Origin of the sequence: Bradyrhizobium lupini, from assembly GCF_040939785.1 — a bacterium.
Taxonomy (GTDB): Bacteria; Pseudomonadota; Alphaproteobacteria; order Rhizobiales; family Xanthobacteraceae; genus Bradyrhizobium; species Bradyrhizobium canariense_D.
On the sequence record NZ_CP162553.1, the window covers coordinates 1,194,915 to 1,212,950 of the forward strand.

Sequence of the window (18,036 nt, forward strand, 5' to 3'; positions counted from 1 at the left end):
CAGATCACTCCGCCGGCTGCAGGCGCTGCTTGGCACGCGCCGGTTTCGGCGCGCCGACTCGCAGGCGCCGGTCCGACAGCGATAGCACGCCGCCGAACGCCATCAGCACCGGTCCCCACCAGATCAGCAGCACCAGCGGCTTGTGATAGATGCGCACGGCAATGGCGCCTTCGGCAGTGGCGTCGCCGAGCGAGATGTAGAGCTGGCTGGCGCCGCGCGTCAGCAGCGCGGCCTCGGTGGTCGAGGAGCCGCGGGTGGTGAAGCTGCGCTTGGACGGCGTCATCACGCTGAGCATCTCGCCGTCGTGGCTGACGTTGAATTCGGCGATCATCTCGTGGAAGTTCGGTCCCTGGCGCTGAAACAGGCCGTCCAGCTTGACGTCATAGCCGGCGACATGGGCGACGTCGTTCTGCTTCATCGTCGCGATATATTCGCTGTTCCAGGTGGTCTCGCAGACGATTCCGATCAGCGCAACGCCGAGGCCGGCATGCGCAAATACCGAGCCCCAGGCCGAGCGCGGCAGACCGCGGGCACGATGCAGCGTCGTCGCGAACGGCAGCCGGAACAAGCCGGTTCGTTCGGCCAGATCCGTGACGGCGCCGGCAATGACGAAGACGCCAAGTCCGATTGCCAATGGCGCGAGCGCGCTGCCGCCGCGCACCCAGCCCCAGACCATCGCGACGGCGATAAGCCCGGCAACGCCGGCCGCCAGCAGGCGTTGGGTGACGCCTAGCAGATCGCCGCGTTTCCACGCCAGTATCGGCCCGAACGGCACGGCGAGCAGCAATAGCGTGAACAGCGGAGCGAAGGTGAGATTGTAGAACGGCGCGCCGACCGACATCTTGAAATCGGCGAGCATCTCCATCGCCAGCGGATAGAGCGTGCCGAACAGCACCACCGCGCAGGCCACAGTGAGCAGCAGATTGTTCAGCACCAGCGCACCCTCGCGCGAGATCGGTGCAAACAGGCCGCCCTGCTTCAACGACGTCGCGCGCCCCGCGAACAGCGACAGGCTGCCCCCGATGAACAGGCAGAGAATCAGGAGAATGAACACCCCGCGGGTTGGATCGGTCGCGAAGGCATGCACCGAGGTGATGACCCCCGAGCGCACCAGGAAGGTCCCAAGCAGCGATAGCGAGAAGGTCAAGATCGACAAGAGGATGGTCCAGACCTTCAGCGCGTTGCGCTTCTCCATCACCAGAGCCGAATGAAGCAGCGCGGTGCCGGCAAGCCAAGGCATCAGCGAGGCGTTCTCGACCGGGTCCCAGAACCACCAGCCGCCCCAACCCAGTTCGTAATAGGCCCAGTACGAGCCCATGGCGATACCGAGCGTCAGGAAGATCCAGGCGACCAGCGTCCACGGCCGCACCCAACGCGCCCAGGCGGCATCGATCCGCCCCTCCAGCAACGCCGCGATCGCGAAGGAAAACGAAATTGAGAAGCCGACATAGCCGAGATAGAGCATCGGCGGATGCACGGCGAGACCGATGTCCTGAAGCACCGGATTGAGATCGCGTCCCTCGATCGGCGGGTTGGTGATGCGCAGGAACGGGTTGGAGGTCACCAGGATGAAGAGATAGAAGGCGCTGGCGATCCACGCCTGTACGGCCAGCACGTGCGCGCGCAGCGACAGCGGCAGATTGTTGCCGAAGGCCGCGACCAATCCGCCGAACAGCGCGAGGATCGACACCCACAAGAGCATCGAGCCTTCATGGTTTCCCCACACGCCAGTGATCTTGTAGAGCAGCGGCTTCATGGAGTGGGAATTCTCGTAGACGTTGACGACGGAGAAGTCCGACTCCACGTGCAGCATCACAAGCGCGATGAACGACGCACCGACGAACAGAAGCTGCGCCAGCGCAGTGGAGCGCGCCACATTCATCAGCGCGTCATCGCGCAGCCGCGCGCCGATCAGGGGCACGATGGACTGGATCAGTGCCAGTCCGAGCGCCAGCACCAGCGCGTAATGTCCTGACTCCGCGATCACCGAACTGCTCCCTGCGGATTGCCCTGCGCGGTCGTGGCCGCGGGCTTGACGCCGTCGGAAGCTTTGGCGCCGTAATCATCCTTCCAGTGCCCCTGCTTCTTCAGGGCATCGGCGACGTCCTTTGGCATGTAGGTCTCGTCGTGCTTGGCGAGCACGGTGTCGGCCTTGAACACGCCGTCAGCATCGAGCGCGCCTTCGGCGACGACGCCCTGCCCTTCGCGGAACAGATCGGGCAAAATGCCCTTGAAGGCGACCGGAAGCTTTGCGCCGCCGTCGGCGACCTCGAAGGTCACAGCGAGATTGTCGCCGCGCTGGAGCGAGCCGGGCTGCACCAGGCCGCCGAGGCGAAACCGCTTGCCGGGCGCAACGTGCTTCTCGGCGACCATGGTCGGCGTCGAGAAGAACACGATGGAATCGCGCAGAGCGTTGAGCACCAGCGCGGCCGCGAGGGCGAGCACGGCAAGCGAGCCGCCGATGATGGTCATACGTCGCTGCTTGCGCGTCATGGCGTATCCATTCCCTGCCCGTCTCGTCCTGACATCATCATCCGTCGAGCCCGAGTGTCTTGAGGCCTTCATCAAGCTGGCGCAACCGTGCTGCATCGTTGGCAACCGCCTGGCGGGCATCGGTCGATGCCCCCACCGCCTTGTCGCGATCACCCATGACGAGATAGGCGCGCACCAGGCGCAGCCAACCCTCGACGTCGTCGCCGTTCTGCTTGAGGCGCGTGGCGAGCCGTTCGACCATGCCGCGAACCATCGCGTTGCGATCGACCTCTTTCATGTCCTTGGAAGCTGCGAGGGTCTCATCCGACAGCGCCGGCATCGTCGCGCCACCGCCACCGACCCGCGCGAGCGAGGTCTGCACCAGAGGTCGCCACGGCGCATCCGCCGGCGCTTTCGCCAGCAGCGCGCGCCAGATATTGGCGGCATCGGCCTTGCGGCCGTCCTGCTCGGCGGCGAGACCGAGAAAATAGTTCGCCTTGGGGTCGTCGGCGCTGAGCGCGCGCGCGCGCTCGAACTCGGTCTTGGCTTCGGCGGTCACGACGCCGCCGGCGGCGGCCGAGATCGCTTCGCCGAGATCGGACCGGCGCTCCGCGCTCTCGCCATTGTAGGTGAGCGAGTTGCGATAGGCGCGCACGGCGTCGTCGAAGCGACCGAGCCGTTCCAGCACGGGCGCGATCACGTTCCAGCCGCGCCCGTCGGTCGGATTCTTTTCCAGATGTTGCTCGACCTGTACGACCAGATTCTCGAGCGACTGCGCCATGCCGGACCCGGATCCGCGCTCCCGCTGCGCCAGTGGAAAGTCCTGAAGCCTGGGCGAGCCGAGCGGCACATAGACACCAATCGCAACCAGCGGCAGGCCGGCAAGCGCCAGCACGGCCGCCGCGCGGCGCCATTTGAGGCTGGATTTCGGTGCCGTTGCGGGCTCGCTGCCGGCCGCGGCAAGCAGCCTGCGGCTGACCTCGACGCGCGCGGCCTCGGCTTCGGGCGCGGCGATCAGCCCTGCGGCAAGATCACGCTCGATCTCGGCGAGTTGGTCCTTGTAGACCGCGACCTCGCTGCCCTGATTTTGCGCGCGTCCGCTACGGCCGAGCGGCAAAAGCACGGCGAAGATCGCCGCGACCGTCATCAGCGCGAACACGAACCATAGCATCATCTGGCAAGCTTCCGGCAGCGCGCAAGCCGCGCCCACAGGTCGCTTTACACCACGGCCGGACGATGCGGCAATTGACAATTGTCAATTCGGCGCGACCGCGCACAGTCCCGAAATGGTGAAAATCCAACGGCTTAGCCGATCTCGAAGTCCGCGCTTTGAGCGGCGTCCTCGCCATGCCCGTTGAAGGCCTTCAGGAAATATGTTCCCGGCTCGATAGCGTCGGGCAATCTGATGCGCAACGCCCCGACGGGAACGGGTGATGCAACCCTGGTGACGGTCTCAGGAAGCTGCCGACCGCTTGCCTTCTCGACCAGCACCACCTTCGCGCCGACCATCAGCCTTTGATATTTGGCAACAACGACGCGATTCTCGATTTCGATGGAACTGATAACGGATTTCATGCGCCCACAGATAGAAATATAAAAAACCTGCACGGCGACCGTAGGGCCAGCCACCGACACCGTCAACCTGAAATTGTGACTACTGAAATATGCGCCTGGATCAGCTAGCGCGCGACGATTTGCGCTCGCCCGTGGCCGCGTTCTCCGCGGCGCGGCTCATCAGCGAGGCATAATCATCGCCGAACAGCACCTGGCAGAAGCGGATCGCGGCCTGCACCTGCTGCTGCCGATAGGTGCGGACCTTGTGATCGGCGCCGCGCAGCGACTGCACCAGCTGCTCAGTCGAACGCTCGACATATTGCTGGAGGTCGGAATAGGTGCGCAGTGTCACCTCGTTGATCGCAAGCTCGCTCGCATAATTGCGGCAGGTGGCGACGAAATCGATCAGCGCGACGGTTTCCTCGACCTCGGTGCTGTCGATCCGCGCGCCCGGCGGAATGTCCTTCTCGGCGCGCTGGCGCAGGATGCGGCGGACGCGGCCGGGAACACTGTCGATCTCGGATTGCAGCGCGTTAGAGATGTCGGCCCGGATCGAGGTCAACTGCTTGCCCCAGGCGGAATCGTTGCGCAGGTCGAGCTCGGTACGCAGGCCTCGCACGCCGTCGTGCAGCGTCTTGAGATTGGCGGCGACATTGTCGAAATGGCCGCGCTTGATGTCCATGCGCAGGATGGCCGCCACGCAGGACAGATCATGCAGCGCGATCGTGACGGCGACGCCATAGGGCGTTGCCGCAACACGGATCTCGTCGTCGGATGCGGCAATCTTGATGGCGAGGCGGATGATCTGCCACGGCGCGGTCATCCGCTGCACGACGATGGAGAGCGCGAAGGGCAGCATCTGCGGGGTCTGGAGGACGGGAATGTTGAGCGCTGCAGTCACCGATGCGATCTGGGCATCGCCGAAGGCGCGCAAAGAGCGCGGCAGCTTCTCGTTCAAGGTGGCAATGGCGTCGCGGACCGCGAGCACCGCCCCGCTCGAATAGAAGTCCTCGATCACGTTGGGCGGGCCAACGCGTGCGAGCGCACGCGACTTGTCGCCCCCGCCCGGCCCCGTCAGCTCGAAGATGGCATCCGCAGCGACCGCCTGGAGCTTCGAGGTCAGCGCTTCGACCTGGCCTGCGCTGTCGGCCGGCGTGCGCGCCAGCGCCGCCTCGAGTTCCTTCAGCTTGTCCGGAGCACCGTCGCGGCCGAGCCATTGCCAGATCGGAGCCAGCGAGGAGCGGCGGACCTGCCCGACCCGGATCGGAGCGCCTGCTTCGACGAGGAATGGTTCCAGCACCTGGAACAGCAGCCGCGACAGATCGTCCGTACGCGGCGGTGCGGCCTCGTCGGCTTCCGTCTTGCGGACAATCTTGCGCAGCTGATCGAGCACGAGGGTTGCCACGGCCGTGTCCTGGCCGCGCTCGAGCGCACGCTCGAACTCTCGCATCAGCAGCGCCTGCGCCTGCGGCGGGAGCTGCGCGAGATAGTCCCTCAGCCGCTCGATCGATGTCTGGCTCATGCGCCCGGGTAATGAACGGTAAATGGCGGACGTGGGATCCGTCCTCCTCGATCATAGGTGGGGCCACTTAAGAAGCCGTTTAGGAAGTCGCTCCGAATACCCCTGGTTTCGTCCGGATCGGGGTGCCGCAAGCCAAATAGTCGCGTCGGAACAAGGGATTATATTCCGGGGAGGACCAGCTCCGCCCGCAGGCCCCCGTCGGTGCGCGGCCGAGGGAGAGGCTGCCGCCATAGAGCGCAGCGAGCTCGGTCACGATCGACAGTCCCAGGCCCGATCCGGGCTTGGACTCGTCGAGCCGCTGGCCGCGCCGTGAGACCTGGGTGCGCTCGGCCTCCGACAGGCCGCGGCCGTCATCGTCGACGATGATATGCAGCCGCGGACCGATGCTCGCCTGCTGCGGCGCTTCCGCCAGAACTTCGATGAAGACCCGCGACGCCGCCCATTTGCAGGCGTTGTCGACGAGGTTGCCGACCATCTCCTCCAGATCCTGCCGCTCGCCGCGAAATTTCGCCGACGGATCGGCCTCGGCCTCGACCACGATGCCGCGGCCGCGGTGGATCTTCTCCATGGTCCGCCGCAGTGCCTCGATGGCCGGTGCCACCTCCGTCACCGTCGCAACGACCGAGACCCGCGCCGCGATGCGCGCGCGCTCGAGATGATGGGCGACCTGGTCGCGCATCACGTCGGCCTGCTCCATCACCTTGGCCGCGAACGGATCGGTGGCATGCGCGCCGGCCTCGTTCACGATGACCGAGAGCGGCGTCTTGATGGCGTGGGCGAGATTGCCGACATGGGTGCGCGCGCGCTCCACGATCTCGCGATTGGCGTCGATCAGCGCGTTGGTCTCGCGCGCCAGCGGTGCGATCTCGACCGGGAACTCGCCCTCGAGCCGCTCCGCCCGCCCGGACCGGATGTCGGCGATGGATTCGGAGATGCGCTTGAGCGGCGCGAGACCGAAGCGGACCTGAAACACGGTGGTCAGCAGCAACACGATACCGAGCGCGGTGAAGGTGCCGCCGAGGTAGTAATCGAAACTGCGCGTCTCGTCGAAAATCTCGGTGTCGTCACCGGCGACACTGACGAGAAATTTGCCGTCCGCGCCGAGATCGACCGGCCGCTCCACCATGCGCAGGTTCTGTCCCTCTGGACCGTCGACATAAGCGATCCGGATGCCCGCGGCTGTGAGCTCGGTGCCCTGCTCTTCAAGCTTTGGCAGCTTCTTGTCCCAGAGCGAGCGCGAGGAGCGCACCTCCGGCTTTTCGGTGTCGGTCCGCGTGATCTGCCAGTACCAGCCGGACAACGGCAATTCGAACAAGGGCTCGCCGAGCGACTGGAACTGGCGGTCCGGCGGCTCGTCGGGGGTGGCGACCTCGGCGATCAGCGTGCGGAGATAGAGATTGAGCCGGCGGTCGAAGGCGCGCTCGGTGGCGTTCTTGTAGACCGACGACAGCACCACGCCGGTGATGGCCAGGATCACGACGAGCCACGCGGTCGCCGACAGAAACAGGCGGTTCGCAAGCGAGCTGGCGGGCATCGGAATGATCCCGGAGGCGCGGGGTGGCATGGCGTCGGAACTCATGACCCGAACAAGGCCCCTGCTGCGCCGCCCGTCAAGCCAAGATACGTCTAGACGAGATAGTTCGAGACACCGCGCTTCAAGCGCCGGGGGCCGGCGGGGTCAGGAGATAGCCGAGGCCACGGACAGTCTGGATGATGTCGACGTCGAGCTTCTTGCGGATGCGGCCGACGAAGACCTCGATCGTGTTGGAGTCGCGGTCGAAGTCCTGGTCGTAGAGATGCTCGACCAGCTCGGTACGGGACACGACACGCCCCGAATGGTGCATCAAGTAGGCCAGAAGCCGATATTCGTGCGACGTCATCTTGATGGGATTACCCGACACGCTGACCCGGCCGGTCCTGGTGTCGAGCGTGACGGGGCCGCAGGTCAGCTCGCTCTGGGCGTGGCCGGTGGAGCGGCGCAGCAGCGCGCGGATCCGCGCCAGCACCTCCTCCAGGTGGAACGGCTTTGCGACATAGTCGTCGGCACCGGCATCGAAGCCCTGGACCTTGTCGCTCCAGCGGTCGCGCGCGGTGAGGATCAGGACCGGCATGGTGCGGCCGTTGCGCCGCCAGGCCTCCAGCACCGAGATGCCGTCCTTCTTCGGCAGGCCGATGTCGAGCACCACGGCATCGTAGGGCTCGTTGTCACCGAGAAAATGCCCCTCCTCCCCGTCGAAGGCGCGATCGACGACATAGCCGGCGTCGGTCAGCGCCTTGGTAAGCTGGCGATTGAGATCGGGGTCGTCCTCAACGACGAGCAGGCGCACGCTTCTCTCCAGAATTAGGCCGCATGAACACCTGCACAGATGAGCAATTCCGGCGTGAACTGAATATGAACACCGGGGAACCGGCCGCGTTACTTTTTGGTCATATCCGACCAGTTCGCAGTCAACGCACTGCGCCCGCCATGCCACCGGACGAACCGACGGCATGGCGGGCGCAATGTGCCGCGTTACGCGGCGAGTCGGAAGGTGCAAACCGTCCGGTCGATCTGCCGATCAGGTCCGGAAGAACACGAACCAGATGACCGCGAGGATCAGGATCGCGAGCCCGGTTGATATGGCGAGCAGCGCCGCCACCGACGGCCCAGGCTCGCCCTGGCGCGCCTCCGTCGGAGTTTCCACGATCTGACGTTGGTCTCGCGTGGTTGCCATGGTGACCTCAATTTCTGGCCGTCGCATCGGATGGCCGCGACTCCTCGCGGCGAATGTCCAGTGGCAACGCATGATCGGATATGATGTTCCGGTTTTTGCAGCCGGATCGGGCTGCAACCGCGCGCCGGGCGGCCGATTAACGCAGTTGCAAGATTCAGCGATCCGCCTTGCTATGATTCGGTGTTCCCCGATGGTATCTTCGTCTTCTGTCCCCGTTGCGTTTGGAGTAGCCCATGGCCCCCCGCGCCAATTGGAAGGGTTTTCTGCGTTTGTCGCTCGTGACCTGCCCGGTCGCGCTCTATCCGGCCACTTCGGATACCGAGAAAGTCTCGTTCAACCAGATAAACCGCAAGACCGGCCACCGGATCAAGTACCTCAAGGTCGACGCCGAGACCGGTGACGAGGTGACTTCGGAGGACATCGTCAAGGGCTACAAGGTCGACACCGACACCTATATCGAGGTCACCAAGGACGAGCTCGACGACATCGCGCTGGAGTCCACCCACACGATCGAGATCGACGAGTTCGTACCGAAGACCGACATCGACAGCCGCTATCTGATCCGCCCCTACTATCTCGTGCCCGACGGCAAGGTCGGCCACGACGCATTTGCGGTGATCCGCGAGACGATCCGGAGCATGGACAAGGTCGCGATCGGCCGCGTGGTGCTGACCAACCGCGAGCACATCATCGCGCTGGAGCCGCTCGGGAGCGGCCTGATGGGGACGCTGCTGCGCTACCCCTACGAGGTGCGCGGCGAGAAGGACTATTTCGACGACATCCAGGACGTGAAGCTGACCAAGGACATGCTCGACCTTGCAAAGCACATCGTCGAGAAGAAGTCCGGCGCGTTCGAGCCTGAGCTGTTCGAGGACCATTACGAGACCGCACTGATCGACCTCATCAACAAGAAGCGCAGCGGCGCGCCCATCGCAGCAAAGGCCGCGCCCAAGACCAGCGGCAACGTTATCAACCTCATGGACGCGCTGAAGAAGAGCATCGCGAACGAGAAGGACGCAGGCCCCGCGGCGAAGGTGGCCAAGGACGTGACCAAGGACGCCGTCAAGGGCAAGAAGCCGAAGAAGCGCGTCGAAGGCCAGCGTGAGATGCTGCTGCCGATCACCGGCAAGGGCGGCAAGGACACTGCTGCGAAAGCCGCTCCCAAAAAGGCGGACAAGCCGGTGCGCGCGCCGGCCCGGGCGAAGAAGGCCGGCTAGCGGTATCGCACAGCGCCGACGCCGTGATGCTGCCCCTCGTCGATCGGCCGACCTGACATGCCCTGGTCGACCGCGTTCGACGAACCCATCTCGTTACGTGGCGGGCGCAAGCTGCGGACGCTGCAAGAAGCTGCCGATCACATCATGCGACTGCCCGAGGATACGCAGGATGCGAGCCACTGGCAGACCGCGATCGAAACCCTGATCAACGCGGCCGAGACCGGCGGCGGCTGGATGATGTTCGCCCGCATCGCGGTGTTGCGGGCGCTGAATGCGGACGGTCGGCGCGAGTGAGCCGGGCGCCCCGCTCGAGAACAGGCTCAACAATCCGTTAAGTCAAGCCGCGCTTTCAGCGTCTGCCTGCGGCCGGAGGGCACGTAATCCTACGGAAGACAAAATTAACCGACGCTTCCCGCTCAGCGCAGCATCGTCGCCCCTCGATTGAACTCGGGGTTGCAGGCTCGTGAAGCAGCAGGACGCCAGAAAGAATTACATCGGCATCGTCAACGACGCGGCCGAGGAAGAAAGCCTGGCCGGCAGCTCCGCGCGAGCGCAGCCGTCCGTGGTCAGCTATCTGGTCGGACGTCTGGCGATAGTGCTGAAACGCTCCAGCAAGGCCGCACCGGAACGCCAGATCTCGTCCTGAGACGGGATGACGACATCGCCAAATGCGTCCGAATTGGGTGACGAAACCTTAAGTCAATCGATGTCACCATATCAAACGGCAGGTGAGGACCATCCGCCCTGCGTTTTGGCGCGCTCACGAAAACTTAGTGAATCAATTTACCATTCCGAAAACGGCACCGGCCTAGGTTGGACGGATGAACAGGAGTTGACGATGACTTTGCTCAAGTCATTTCTTGCCGACGAAAATGGTGCCACCGCCATCGAGTATTGTCTGATCGCCACCGGCATCGCGTTCGCGATCATCACGGCCGTGAACAACACGGGCAGCGCACTCCTGAGCAGCAAATTCAACTCGATCAGCGCGGCGATGAAGTAGCCGGCATAGCCGGCGCGCCGCAATCGCATCAGCACGAATCCGCGTGCAGCGCGCCGGATGATAGGCTCCTCCTTCCGATGCGGCGGCGACCCCAGTTTGATTTTCGCGAAGTTCGCATTATTGGCGTTGTGTCGCGCGGTTGCGCTGTCGTAGAGCGTAAGCTCAAACTCTAGCGGCCCTATGACATGATTCCTTCCGACAAGCCGACCTCGACAATCTGGGCTCGTCTTGGCTCGGACCGATCGACGCCGATCAGCGTTCTTGCTGTCCTGGCGGCCCTGTCGTTTCTTCCGGTGCTGCTGACCCCTATCCCCGCGATGGTCGACTATCCCAATCATCTCGCCCGGATGTACATTCTGAGCCAGAACGGCACTCCCAATGCCAATCCGTATTACGAAGTGGCCTGGGCATTCTATCCCAACCTTGGAATGGATCTGCTGGTCCCGCAAATGGCGCGGCTGATCAACGTCGAGAACGCCACGCGCCTGTTTCTGCTCCTGAGCCAATTGCTGATCGTCGGAGGCGCGCTTTTGCTCGAATGGGCCCGGAAGGGACGGGTCCATCTCGCCGGCTTTGCGGCGCTCGCTTTCCTTTATTGTCTGCCGTTCAGCTGGGGCTTCGTGAATTTCGAGTTCGGACTGGGCCTCGCTCTTTGCGGCATCGCCGTCTATCTGATGCTCGCGGAGCGCCCATGGCCACTGCGTTTCGTCGTCAACATGGTCTTCGTCGCTGCGCTGTTTGCAGCACATTTCTTCTCCCTCGGCGTCTATGGCGCGACGCTCGGCGTCTACGAGCTCTCGCGCATCCGCCATGGGCGAAGGTCGTACGGGGTCGCCGCCGCGCGGCTCGGCGCGTTGGCCATACCGACGCTTGCCCTCTTTGGGATCATGCGCATGACCGCGGGATCGATCGGAAGCGAAGGAACGAGCTGGTTCATCGGATTCAAGCCGATCTGGCCGTTGCGCATCATGAACGGTTACAATCTGACGATCGCAGCGGCGACCGGGCTTACGCTGATGGTCTCGCTGTTCTTCGCCGCAAGACGCGGCGTCCTCAAGCTCGAAACAGCCGGGACCTGGCTCGCGATCGGCTTCGCGCTGCTCTACGTCGTCATTCCCTCGAAGCTGTTCGGAACCTCGTTCGTCGACCTGCGCGTCATTCCCGCTGCGGCTCTGATCCTGCCGGCCTTCTGCTCGCTGACGCTGCCCAGCCGGGCGTGGAGAATGGCAGCGCTCGCCGCGATCAGTGGCGCCATACTGATCAATCTCGCCGTCGTGCTCACGGTGTGGCTGCCTTACCGCACCGACTATGCGGCCATCGTCGAGTCGTTCCACAAGATCGATCGCGGCTCGCGCATCCTCGTCGCCAGCACGGACGACAATGGAGACCCGCCCTTCGCCGACCTCACCTCATATCCGATGTACTATGCACCTACGCTGGCCGTGCACTATGCCAACGCGTTCGTGCCCAATCTATTCACGGAAGCGGGCAAGCAGCCCGTGCGGCCACGCGAGGACGTGCGCCGTCTTGCCATTCCCTACGGGGGCCGGTGCCGCTGGGCGTGCTTACCGCGATTGCGGCAAGCCGGCCGCCGGCAGGCGTTCCGCCGTTCGTCCGCACCTGGCATCAGGACTTCGACTATCTCTATGTCCTCGGGCCGCGAGCCGCAAACCCGCTGCCGGATCTGCTGGAAGCGCTGGACACCTCTGAGCGATTTGTTCTCTACAAGATCCGCCGCAAGTCCTAGACCGCAAGTCCTAGGCCGAAGCCGCGGCTGCCCAGCGTGGTTAATCGGGCATCACCATCTGCACCCGCCTTTTGGAAGCCACTGCGGTGCCCCATATCCTTAATGGTTGTGGCAAGGCGACCTTAACCACCGCCGGCATAGACTTCCGCTCCTGCAACGAGTTGGACTCTCTCGCATGGCGGCCAATTTCCAGTCGATCCGCTACAGCCTCGTCATCCCCGTGTTCAACGAGGAAGCCGTTCTGCCGGTGCTGCTGCGCAGGCTCGACCTGGTCTTGTCCCGGCTCGACGGGCCGGCAGAGGCGATCTTCGTTGACGACGGCAGCAGCGATTCCAGTTCGATCGTGCTACAGGCGCTCGCCACGCGCGACCCGCGCTTTCGCTATATCGGCCTGTCGCGAAATTTCGGGCATCAGATCGCCATCACCGCCGGCATGGACGCCGCGCAAGGTGAAGCGATCATCGTCATGGATGCCGATTTGCAGGATCCGCCCGAAGTGATCGAGCAATTGATCGCAAAATGGCAGGAAGGCAACGACATCGTCCACGCCCGCCGCCTGTCGCGCGACGGCGAAAGCCGATTCAAGCGCGCGACCGCGCATCTGTTCTACCGGCTTCTCGGCAGGATGTCCTCGGTCGGCATCCCCGCCGACGTCGGCGACTTCCGCCTGATCGATCGCAAGGTGCTCGACGCGCTTCGGCAGATGCCGGAGCAGGACCGCTTCGTACGCGGCATGATCGCCTGGCTCGGCTTCCGGCAGGCGGAGGTCACCTTCCACCGCCTCGAGCGAGCAGCGGGCGAGACCAAATATCCGCTGTTCAAGATGCTGCGGCTCGCGATGAACGCCGCGCTCGGCTTTTCCGATCTGCCCTTGCGCCTGGCAATCTGGTGCGGATTGACGGTCTCAGGTCTGGCACTGCTCTATGGCGGCTGGGTGATCCTGTTGTGGCTTAGCAACGATAGTCATCTCGTGACCGGCTGGTCCTCGACGATGGTCGTCGTGTCCCTGCTGTGTGGAATGAACATGCTGATGACGGGTATCGTGGGGCTTTACGTCGGCCGCATCCATGCCGAGGTGAAACGTCGACCGCTCTACGTGGTGCAGACCCGCGCAGGCTTCGACCGCAACGAGGCGGCAGCCGCACCCGCGATCCACGCCGTCAACGAGTGACACAGCGCATGACCGAGCTCTTCGACGGCTATCACGACAACTACCGTGACGTGGTCCAATCCTCGATCGACTTCTCCGGCTTGCCGCATCATTTCTTCATGCGCGCCAAGGCCGATCTGCTGGGCAACCTGATCGCGCAGCGGCTCGACACGGAGAGGCCCGACATGCTGGACGTCGGCTGCGGCGTAGGCAGCCTTCATCCACTGCTGCACGGCATGGTCGGCCGCTTGAGCGGCATCGACGTCTCGTCGGCCAGCCTGGCGCAGGCGCGCGCTGACAACGGCAGGGTCGACTACCGTGAGTTCGACGGCCGCACCTTTCCTTTCGACGATGCCAGCTTCGATCTGGTCACGGCCGTCTGCGTGATGCACCATCTCGTGCCAACGGAATGGGCGCAATTCATCGCGGAGATGCGGCGCGTGACGCGCCCCGGTGGACTCGTCTGCGTCATCGAGCACAATCCGTACAACCCGCTGACCCGTCTTGCCGTCGCGCGTTGTGAGTTCGACCGGGACGCCGTCTTGCTCGGGGCCGGCACAACCCGAAAATTGATGGCTGCCGGCGGCTTGCGCGAGATCGGTGCGCGCCATTTCCTGCTGCTGCCCTGGGACACCAAGCCGTCGCGGCGTCTCGAAGCGACCCTGAGCGGCGTGCCGCTCGGCGGCCAATACGCCGCCTTCGGGACCGCTTGATCTATCTTTGCGGCATATCTCGCCGCTTGTGCACGACCGCCACGTCGTCGCTGTAGACGCGCTGCCATTGGGGCAGCCGGTCCAGCATCGCTATCGCCGGCGTCCCCGGCGCGAGCAGCGTCGCGGCGATGTTGTACTCGTCGAGCAGCTTGAGAAAGTCGCCGAGATCGACCAGCGCCAGCGCGCGATTGTAGCGGTTGATGAACGCTCCTCCGTACAGTTCACCGCGACCGTCGATAAAGGTGGGAATGCCGGCAAAGATCAAATAGCCGCCGAAGGAATAATCGTTGAGCACAGGCCCCGCCGTGGCGAGTTTGGCTCCAGCGACGGCAGTCTGAGGGGTAATGGCCGGAGCCGGCCGTATGTCACGCGCCAGCGTCGCCCCGCTCACCACGATCATCACACCGAGTGCGGCCAGGTTTAGGCCGCGTGACGAGCCGGCAGCATCGTCCCCAATCGGTCCGCCGAACTTTCGCCCCAGCGGAGCCGCCAGATAGAGCGGCGCCAGCATGGCCAGCAGATCCGCATTGCGGATCTGGGCCAGCGCGAAATGCAGCAAGCCGATCACGACCAAGGCCCGGACCACCGGCAGCGTCACGCCACGCGAGAGCGCGAAGATGCCGGCCAGCAGCAGCAGCTCGAAGAAACTTACGTGACTGAAATCCTGCGGCCGCCATTCCGCGATCCAACCGAGCGCGGGGCCGAGGCCGAGTGTGGTCAACGGCATCAGCAGCGGTTCGGGCCCGTAGGGGGTCAGGCAGGACGCCGCGACCGCAAGCGCCGTGAACGGCAGCCAACGCAGGAATACGCGTGGCCATTCACTCCGCTTCTCGCAGAGCAGCGCCTCGAGCCCTGCAGGGCCGATCAGTCCAAGCGCCAGCACCACACTGCCGTGCAGATTGGCCCACACGACCAGCAGCGGAAGGGCCCAGTACGGCGGAGGCCCTCGACAATCCATGCAGCGTACCAGGGCCGCCGCCCAGGTCACCATCAGCGGCAGCACCAGTACATGTGGCCGCGCCAGCATATGCGGCGCCAAGAGGATGACGGCCACGATCACCATGAGCAGCGTCTGGGTCGGCGAAAGCTCGCGCAGCAGGAAGAAGGTGAACAGGCCAAAGGCGAGCGCTATCGCCGCGGCGCCGACGACGAGGACGCCTGGCCAGCCGGCGAGCGCGTAGGCTGCGGCGTAGATCACCTCCGAGAGCCATTCGAAGGTGATCCAGGGTGCGCTGTGCCGCGAAAAAGAAAATGGGTCGCTCGCCGGCAGCGTGCCGTGCGCGATGATCCAGCGGCCGACTTCGATGTGCGAATAGCTGTCGGGATCATTGAGCAGCCGCGGTCCAAGGATCAGCAGCAGGGCATAAACGCCAAGGCTCACCAGCCAGGAAGCGCCGCACGCGCCGAAAACGGTTGAACCTCGCTGTGGACGACCTGGTCACTCATGGCGAGCGCAAGTTAGGGCCCAAGCGTTAAATTCCTCTTTGACTTGACGGCGCCTGCCTTGGTGCGCGGCGGGCCGGTCACGCTTTGTGAACCATAGTCACGGCTGCGAAATCCGGACTGCACCGCTTTGACGACCATGTGAGTCCTGATAGCCTTCCCACCTCGATCCACCAACCACAGCTGCTTGGAGATGCGGATGAGAAGCGTGATGCTTTTGGCTTTCAGCCTCATCTTTGTCGGCGTCTGGTCGCAGGACAGCGCGAGAGGACAGACTTCGGCCGCGCCGCCGGTTTCGCTTTCTCCGCCCAATGCATCGCCGCCGCACGCGGGCGCCAAAAATTCCAGACCTCCGCCGGCAGTATCCATCAGAGAAGCTTCGCCGCCTGTGATCGGCGGGCTTCCATCGGCGCCGAACCCAGCCGCCGACTACGATGGCTTCAGCGTAGGCACCGGCGACGACAACGACACGTCGCATCAGGTGGTCCCGCCTGTGAGGTCACGCACTGCGAAGGGCTCCAGGGCCGACCCGGGTGCTAAAGGCGCCGCTGAGCAATTGATCGATCAAGAAGACGAGGCGTTGAAACGCAAGCTGAGGATCTGCCAAAGCTGCAAGTAGCGGTCGTAGCGGATGGAGCGCGGCGAAATTCGTCACGGTTATACCCGGGTAGCACGGCTCCGGATTGCGCTGCGCTCCATCCCGGCTACGGCAGCTCGCTGCATAGCTGACCTACCGCAACCCCCATCCGCTCACGCTTTACCCTCCGCCAATTTCCTGATCCTCTCTCCCCTAATCAGCCGGAGCAACCGGCCTACGCCAGGGAGAGAGACGCCATGAAGCTCGGCACCGCGATTGCGGAAATCATGAAGCGCGAGGGGATCGAGATCCTCTGCGGGTATCCGGTCAACCATCTGATCGAGCATGCGGCCAAGGCCGATATCAGGCCGGTGATGGTGCGGCAGGAGCGCGTCGGCATCCACATGGCGGATGCGATCTCGCGGGTCACATCGGGACGCTCGATCGGCGCATTCTGCATGCAGCATGGCCCCGGTGCGGAGAACGCGATGGGCGGCGTCGCGCAATGCTACGGCGAATCCGTTCCCGTGCTGGTGCTGCCGATGGGCTATCAGCGCAGACTTGCCCATATCGAGCCGAACTTCAATTCCAGCGAGGCGATGAAGGCGTTTTCGAAATCATCGGAGCCGATCATCCTGGCCGCGGAAGTCGCCAACATTTTTCGTCGCGCCTTCACCAAGCTGAAGAACGGCCGCGGCGGCCCTGTCATCGTCGAGATCCCCGCCGATATGTGGAACGAGGAGGTGCCCGAGCCGCTGAACTACACACCTGTGCTGCGCACCCGCTACGGCGCGGACCCTGTTCATGTGAAGGAGGCGGCCGACCTGCTCGTCAACGCCAAGCGCCCGGTGATCTATGCCGGCCAGGGCGTGCATTACGCGCAGGCCTGGCCGCAACTGAGACGACTGGCCGAACGGCTCGCCATTCCCGTGACGACCAGCCTTGGAGGCAAATCGTCCTTTCCGGAAACGCATCCGCTCTCGCTTGGCTCCGGCGGCCTTGCGGTGCCACGCGCCGTCCCGAAATTCCTGGCTGATGCCGACGTCATTTTCGGCATTGGCTGCTCCTTCACCGAGACCAATTTCGGCATCGCGATGCCGAAAGACAAAACCATCATCCACTCCACACTTGATCCGAACCATCTCAACAAGGACGTGGAAGCCAGGATTGGCCTCGTCGGCGATGCCGGGCTTGTGCTCGACGCGCTGCTGGAGGAGATCGGCAAGACCGTCAGCGCGGATCGCGACGCGTCGGCGGTGGCAGCCGAGATCGCGGCTTCGCACAAGGAGTGGCTGGCGAAATGGATGCCGAAGCTCACCAGCAATGATGCGCCCTTGAGCCCCTATCGCGTGCTGTGGGACCTGCAACATACCGTCGACATCCGCGACACCATCATCACCCACGATGCCGGCAGCCCCCGCGACCAGCTTTCGCCGTTCTGGAAGTCGGTCGAGCCCCTCACCTATCTCGGCTGGGGCAAGACGACGCAACTCGGCTACGGCCTTGGGCTGGCCATGGGCGCAAAGCTCGCAAAGCCTGACAAGCTCTGCATCAATGTCTGGGGCGACGCCGCGATCGGCTTCACCGGCATGGATTTCGAGACCGCGGTGCGCGAGCGCATCCCGATCATGTCGATCCTGCTGAACAATTTTTCAATGGCGATCGAATTGAAGGTGATGCCGGTCTCGACCGAGAAATATCGCTCGACCGACATTTCCGGAGACTACGCCGCGATGGCGCGCGCCTTCGGCGGCTATGGAGAGCGGGTGACGAGACCTGAGGACATCACCCCCGCGATCAGGCGCGGCATCCAGAAGACGCAGGAAGGCGTTCCCGTGCTGCTGGAGTTCATCACCAGCAAGGAGACCGAGGTGTCGCGGCCGGGCACGTGAAGCGGGCCGGATTCCGGCAGCAAAACTCGCTG

Annotated in this window: 17 protein-coding genes and 1 pseudogene; 8 read left to right on the plus strand and 10 right to left on the minus strand. The window is 64.1% G+C overall.

All coding sequences use genetic code 11. The features are described 5' to 3' along the window. Positions 1-4: 4 nt before the first annotated feature. The 8 genes and pseudogenes from AB3L03_RS06010 to AB3L03_RS06045 form a co-directional block, all read right to left on the minus strand. Positions 5-1,987 (minus strand): heme lyase CcmF/NrfE family subunit, encoded by a 1,983-nt coding sequence (locus AB3L03_RS06010; RefSeq protein WP_368508346.1) that lies wholly within the window; start codon positions 1,985-1,987, stop codon positions 5-7. Continuing rightward, the gene (ccmE, locus tag AB3L03_RS06015; protein ID WP_026233609.1) at positions 1,984-2,493 is read right to left on the minus strand and encodes a cytochrome c maturation protein CcmE; all 510 of its coding nucleotides are present in this window, start codon (positions 2,491-2,493) and stop codon (positions 1,984-1,986) included. Before ccmE ends, AB3L03_RS06010 begins: the two co-directional genes overlap by 4 nt. 37 nt (positions 2,494-2,530) lie before the next feature. Beyond that, complete coding sequence (ccmI, locus tag AB3L03_RS06020) at positions 2,531-3,646, minus strand: c-type cytochrome biogenesis protein CcmI (protein WP_026233608.1); 1,116 nt, start codon at positions 3,644-3,646, stop codon at positions 2,531-2,533. 131 nt (positions 3,647-3,777) lie between these two features. Beyond that, positions 3,778-4,047, minus strand: coding sequence for a hypothetical protein (locus AB3L03_RS06025; RefSeq protein ID WP_007593394.1), 270 nt, complete (start codon positions 4,045-4,047; stop codon positions 3,778-3,780). Between the two features lie 100 nt (positions 4,048-4,147). After that, a complete protein-coding gene (locus tag AB3L03_RS06030) occupies positions 4,148-5,548 on the minus strand; it encodes a hypothetical protein (protein ID WP_018458556.1) in 1,401 nt (466 codons plus the stop codon). 158 nt (positions 5,549-5,706) lie between these two features. After that, positions 5,707-7,082, minus strand: a pseudogene (locus AB3L03_RS06035) (ATP-binding protein). 121 nt (positions 7,083-7,203) lie between these two features. Then, on the minus strand, positions 7,204-7,875 hold the full coding sequence (locus tag AB3L03_RS06040) for a response regulator transcription factor (protein WP_018458554.1): 672 nt from the start codon (positions 7,873-7,875) through the stop codon (positions 7,204-7,206). 231 nt (positions 7,876-8,106) lie between these two features. Then, positions 8,107-8,262, minus strand: a complete 156-nt coding sequence (locus AB3L03_RS06045) for a hypothetical protein (RefSeq protein ID WP_007593402.1) — start codon at positions 8,260-8,262, stop codon at positions 8,107-8,109. Between the two features lie 233 nt (positions 8,263-8,495). On the opposite strand from AB3L03_RS06045, the gene AB3L03_RS06050 reads away from it, so the two are divergent. From AB3L03_RS06050 to AB3L03_RS06080, 7 genes are all read left to right on the plus strand, one after another. Then, on the plus strand, positions 8,496-9,479 hold the full coding sequence (locus AB3L03_RS06050) for a Ku protein (RefSeq protein ID WP_018458552.1): 984 nt from the start codon (positions 8,496-8,498) through the stop codon (positions 9,477-9,479). A gap of 57 nt (positions 9,480-9,536) precedes the next feature. After that, a complete protein-coding gene (locus AB3L03_RS06055; protein ID WP_018458551.1) occupies positions 9,537-9,773 on the plus strand; it encodes a hypothetical protein in 237 nt (78 codons plus the stop codon). A gap of 169 nt (positions 9,774-9,942) precedes the next feature. Next, positions 9,943-10,125 (plus strand): hypothetical protein, encoded by a 183-nt coding sequence (locus AB3L03_RS06060; RefSeq protein ID WP_018458550.1) that lies wholly within the window; start codon positions 9,943-9,945, stop codon positions 10,123-10,125. A 192-nt stretch (positions 10,126-10,317) separates the two neighbouring features. Then, positions 10,318-10,482, plus strand: a complete 165-nt coding sequence (locus AB3L03_RS06065; RefSeq protein ID WP_018458549.1) for a Flp family type IVb pilin — start codon at positions 10,318-10,320, stop codon at positions 10,480-10,482. 185 nt (positions 10,483-10,667) lie between these two features. Further along, the gene (locus AB3L03_RS06070) at positions 10,668-12,332 is read left to right on the plus strand and encodes a hypothetical protein (RefSeq protein ID WP_368508347.1); all 1,665 of its coding nucleotides are present in this window, start codon (positions 10,668-10,670) and stop codon (positions 12,330-12,332) included. 72 nt (positions 12,333-12,404) lie between these two features. Beyond that, positions 12,405-13,400, plus strand: coding sequence for a glycosyltransferase family 2 protein (locus AB3L03_RS06075; RefSeq protein ID WP_085352302.1), 996 nt, complete (start codon positions 12,405-12,407; stop codon positions 13,398-13,400). A gap of 8 nt (positions 13,401-13,408) precedes the next feature. Next, on the plus strand, positions 13,409-14,092 hold the full coding sequence (locus AB3L03_RS06080; protein ID WP_210350868.1) for a class I SAM-dependent methyltransferase: 684 nt from the start codon (positions 13,409-13,411) through the stop codon (positions 14,090-14,092). Between the two features lies 1 nt (position 14,093). On the opposite strand, the gene AB3L03_RS06085 is transcribed toward AB3L03_RS06080, so the two are convergent. After that, entirely contained in the window at positions 14,094-15,473 is a 1,380-nt protein-coding gene (locus AB3L03_RS06085; RefSeq protein WP_368508348.1) for a hypothetical protein, read from the minus strand. A gap of 77 nt (positions 15,474-15,550) precedes the next feature. Further along, on the minus strand, positions 15,551-15,904 hold the full coding sequence (locus AB3L03_RS06090) for a hypothetical protein (protein ID WP_326951828.1): 354 nt from the start codon (positions 15,902-15,904) through the stop codon (positions 15,551-15,553). A 465-nt stretch (positions 15,905-16,369) separates the two neighbouring features. Here AB3L03_RS06090 and AB3L03_RS06095 point away from each other — a divergent pair, with 465 nt between their 5' ends. Beyond that, a complete protein-coding gene (locus tag AB3L03_RS06095; protein WP_368508349.1) occupies positions 16,370-18,004 on the plus strand; it encodes a thiamine pyrophosphate-requiring protein in 1,635 nt (544 codons plus the stop codon). The last annotated feature ends 32 nt before the right edge of the window (positions 18,005-18,036 follow it).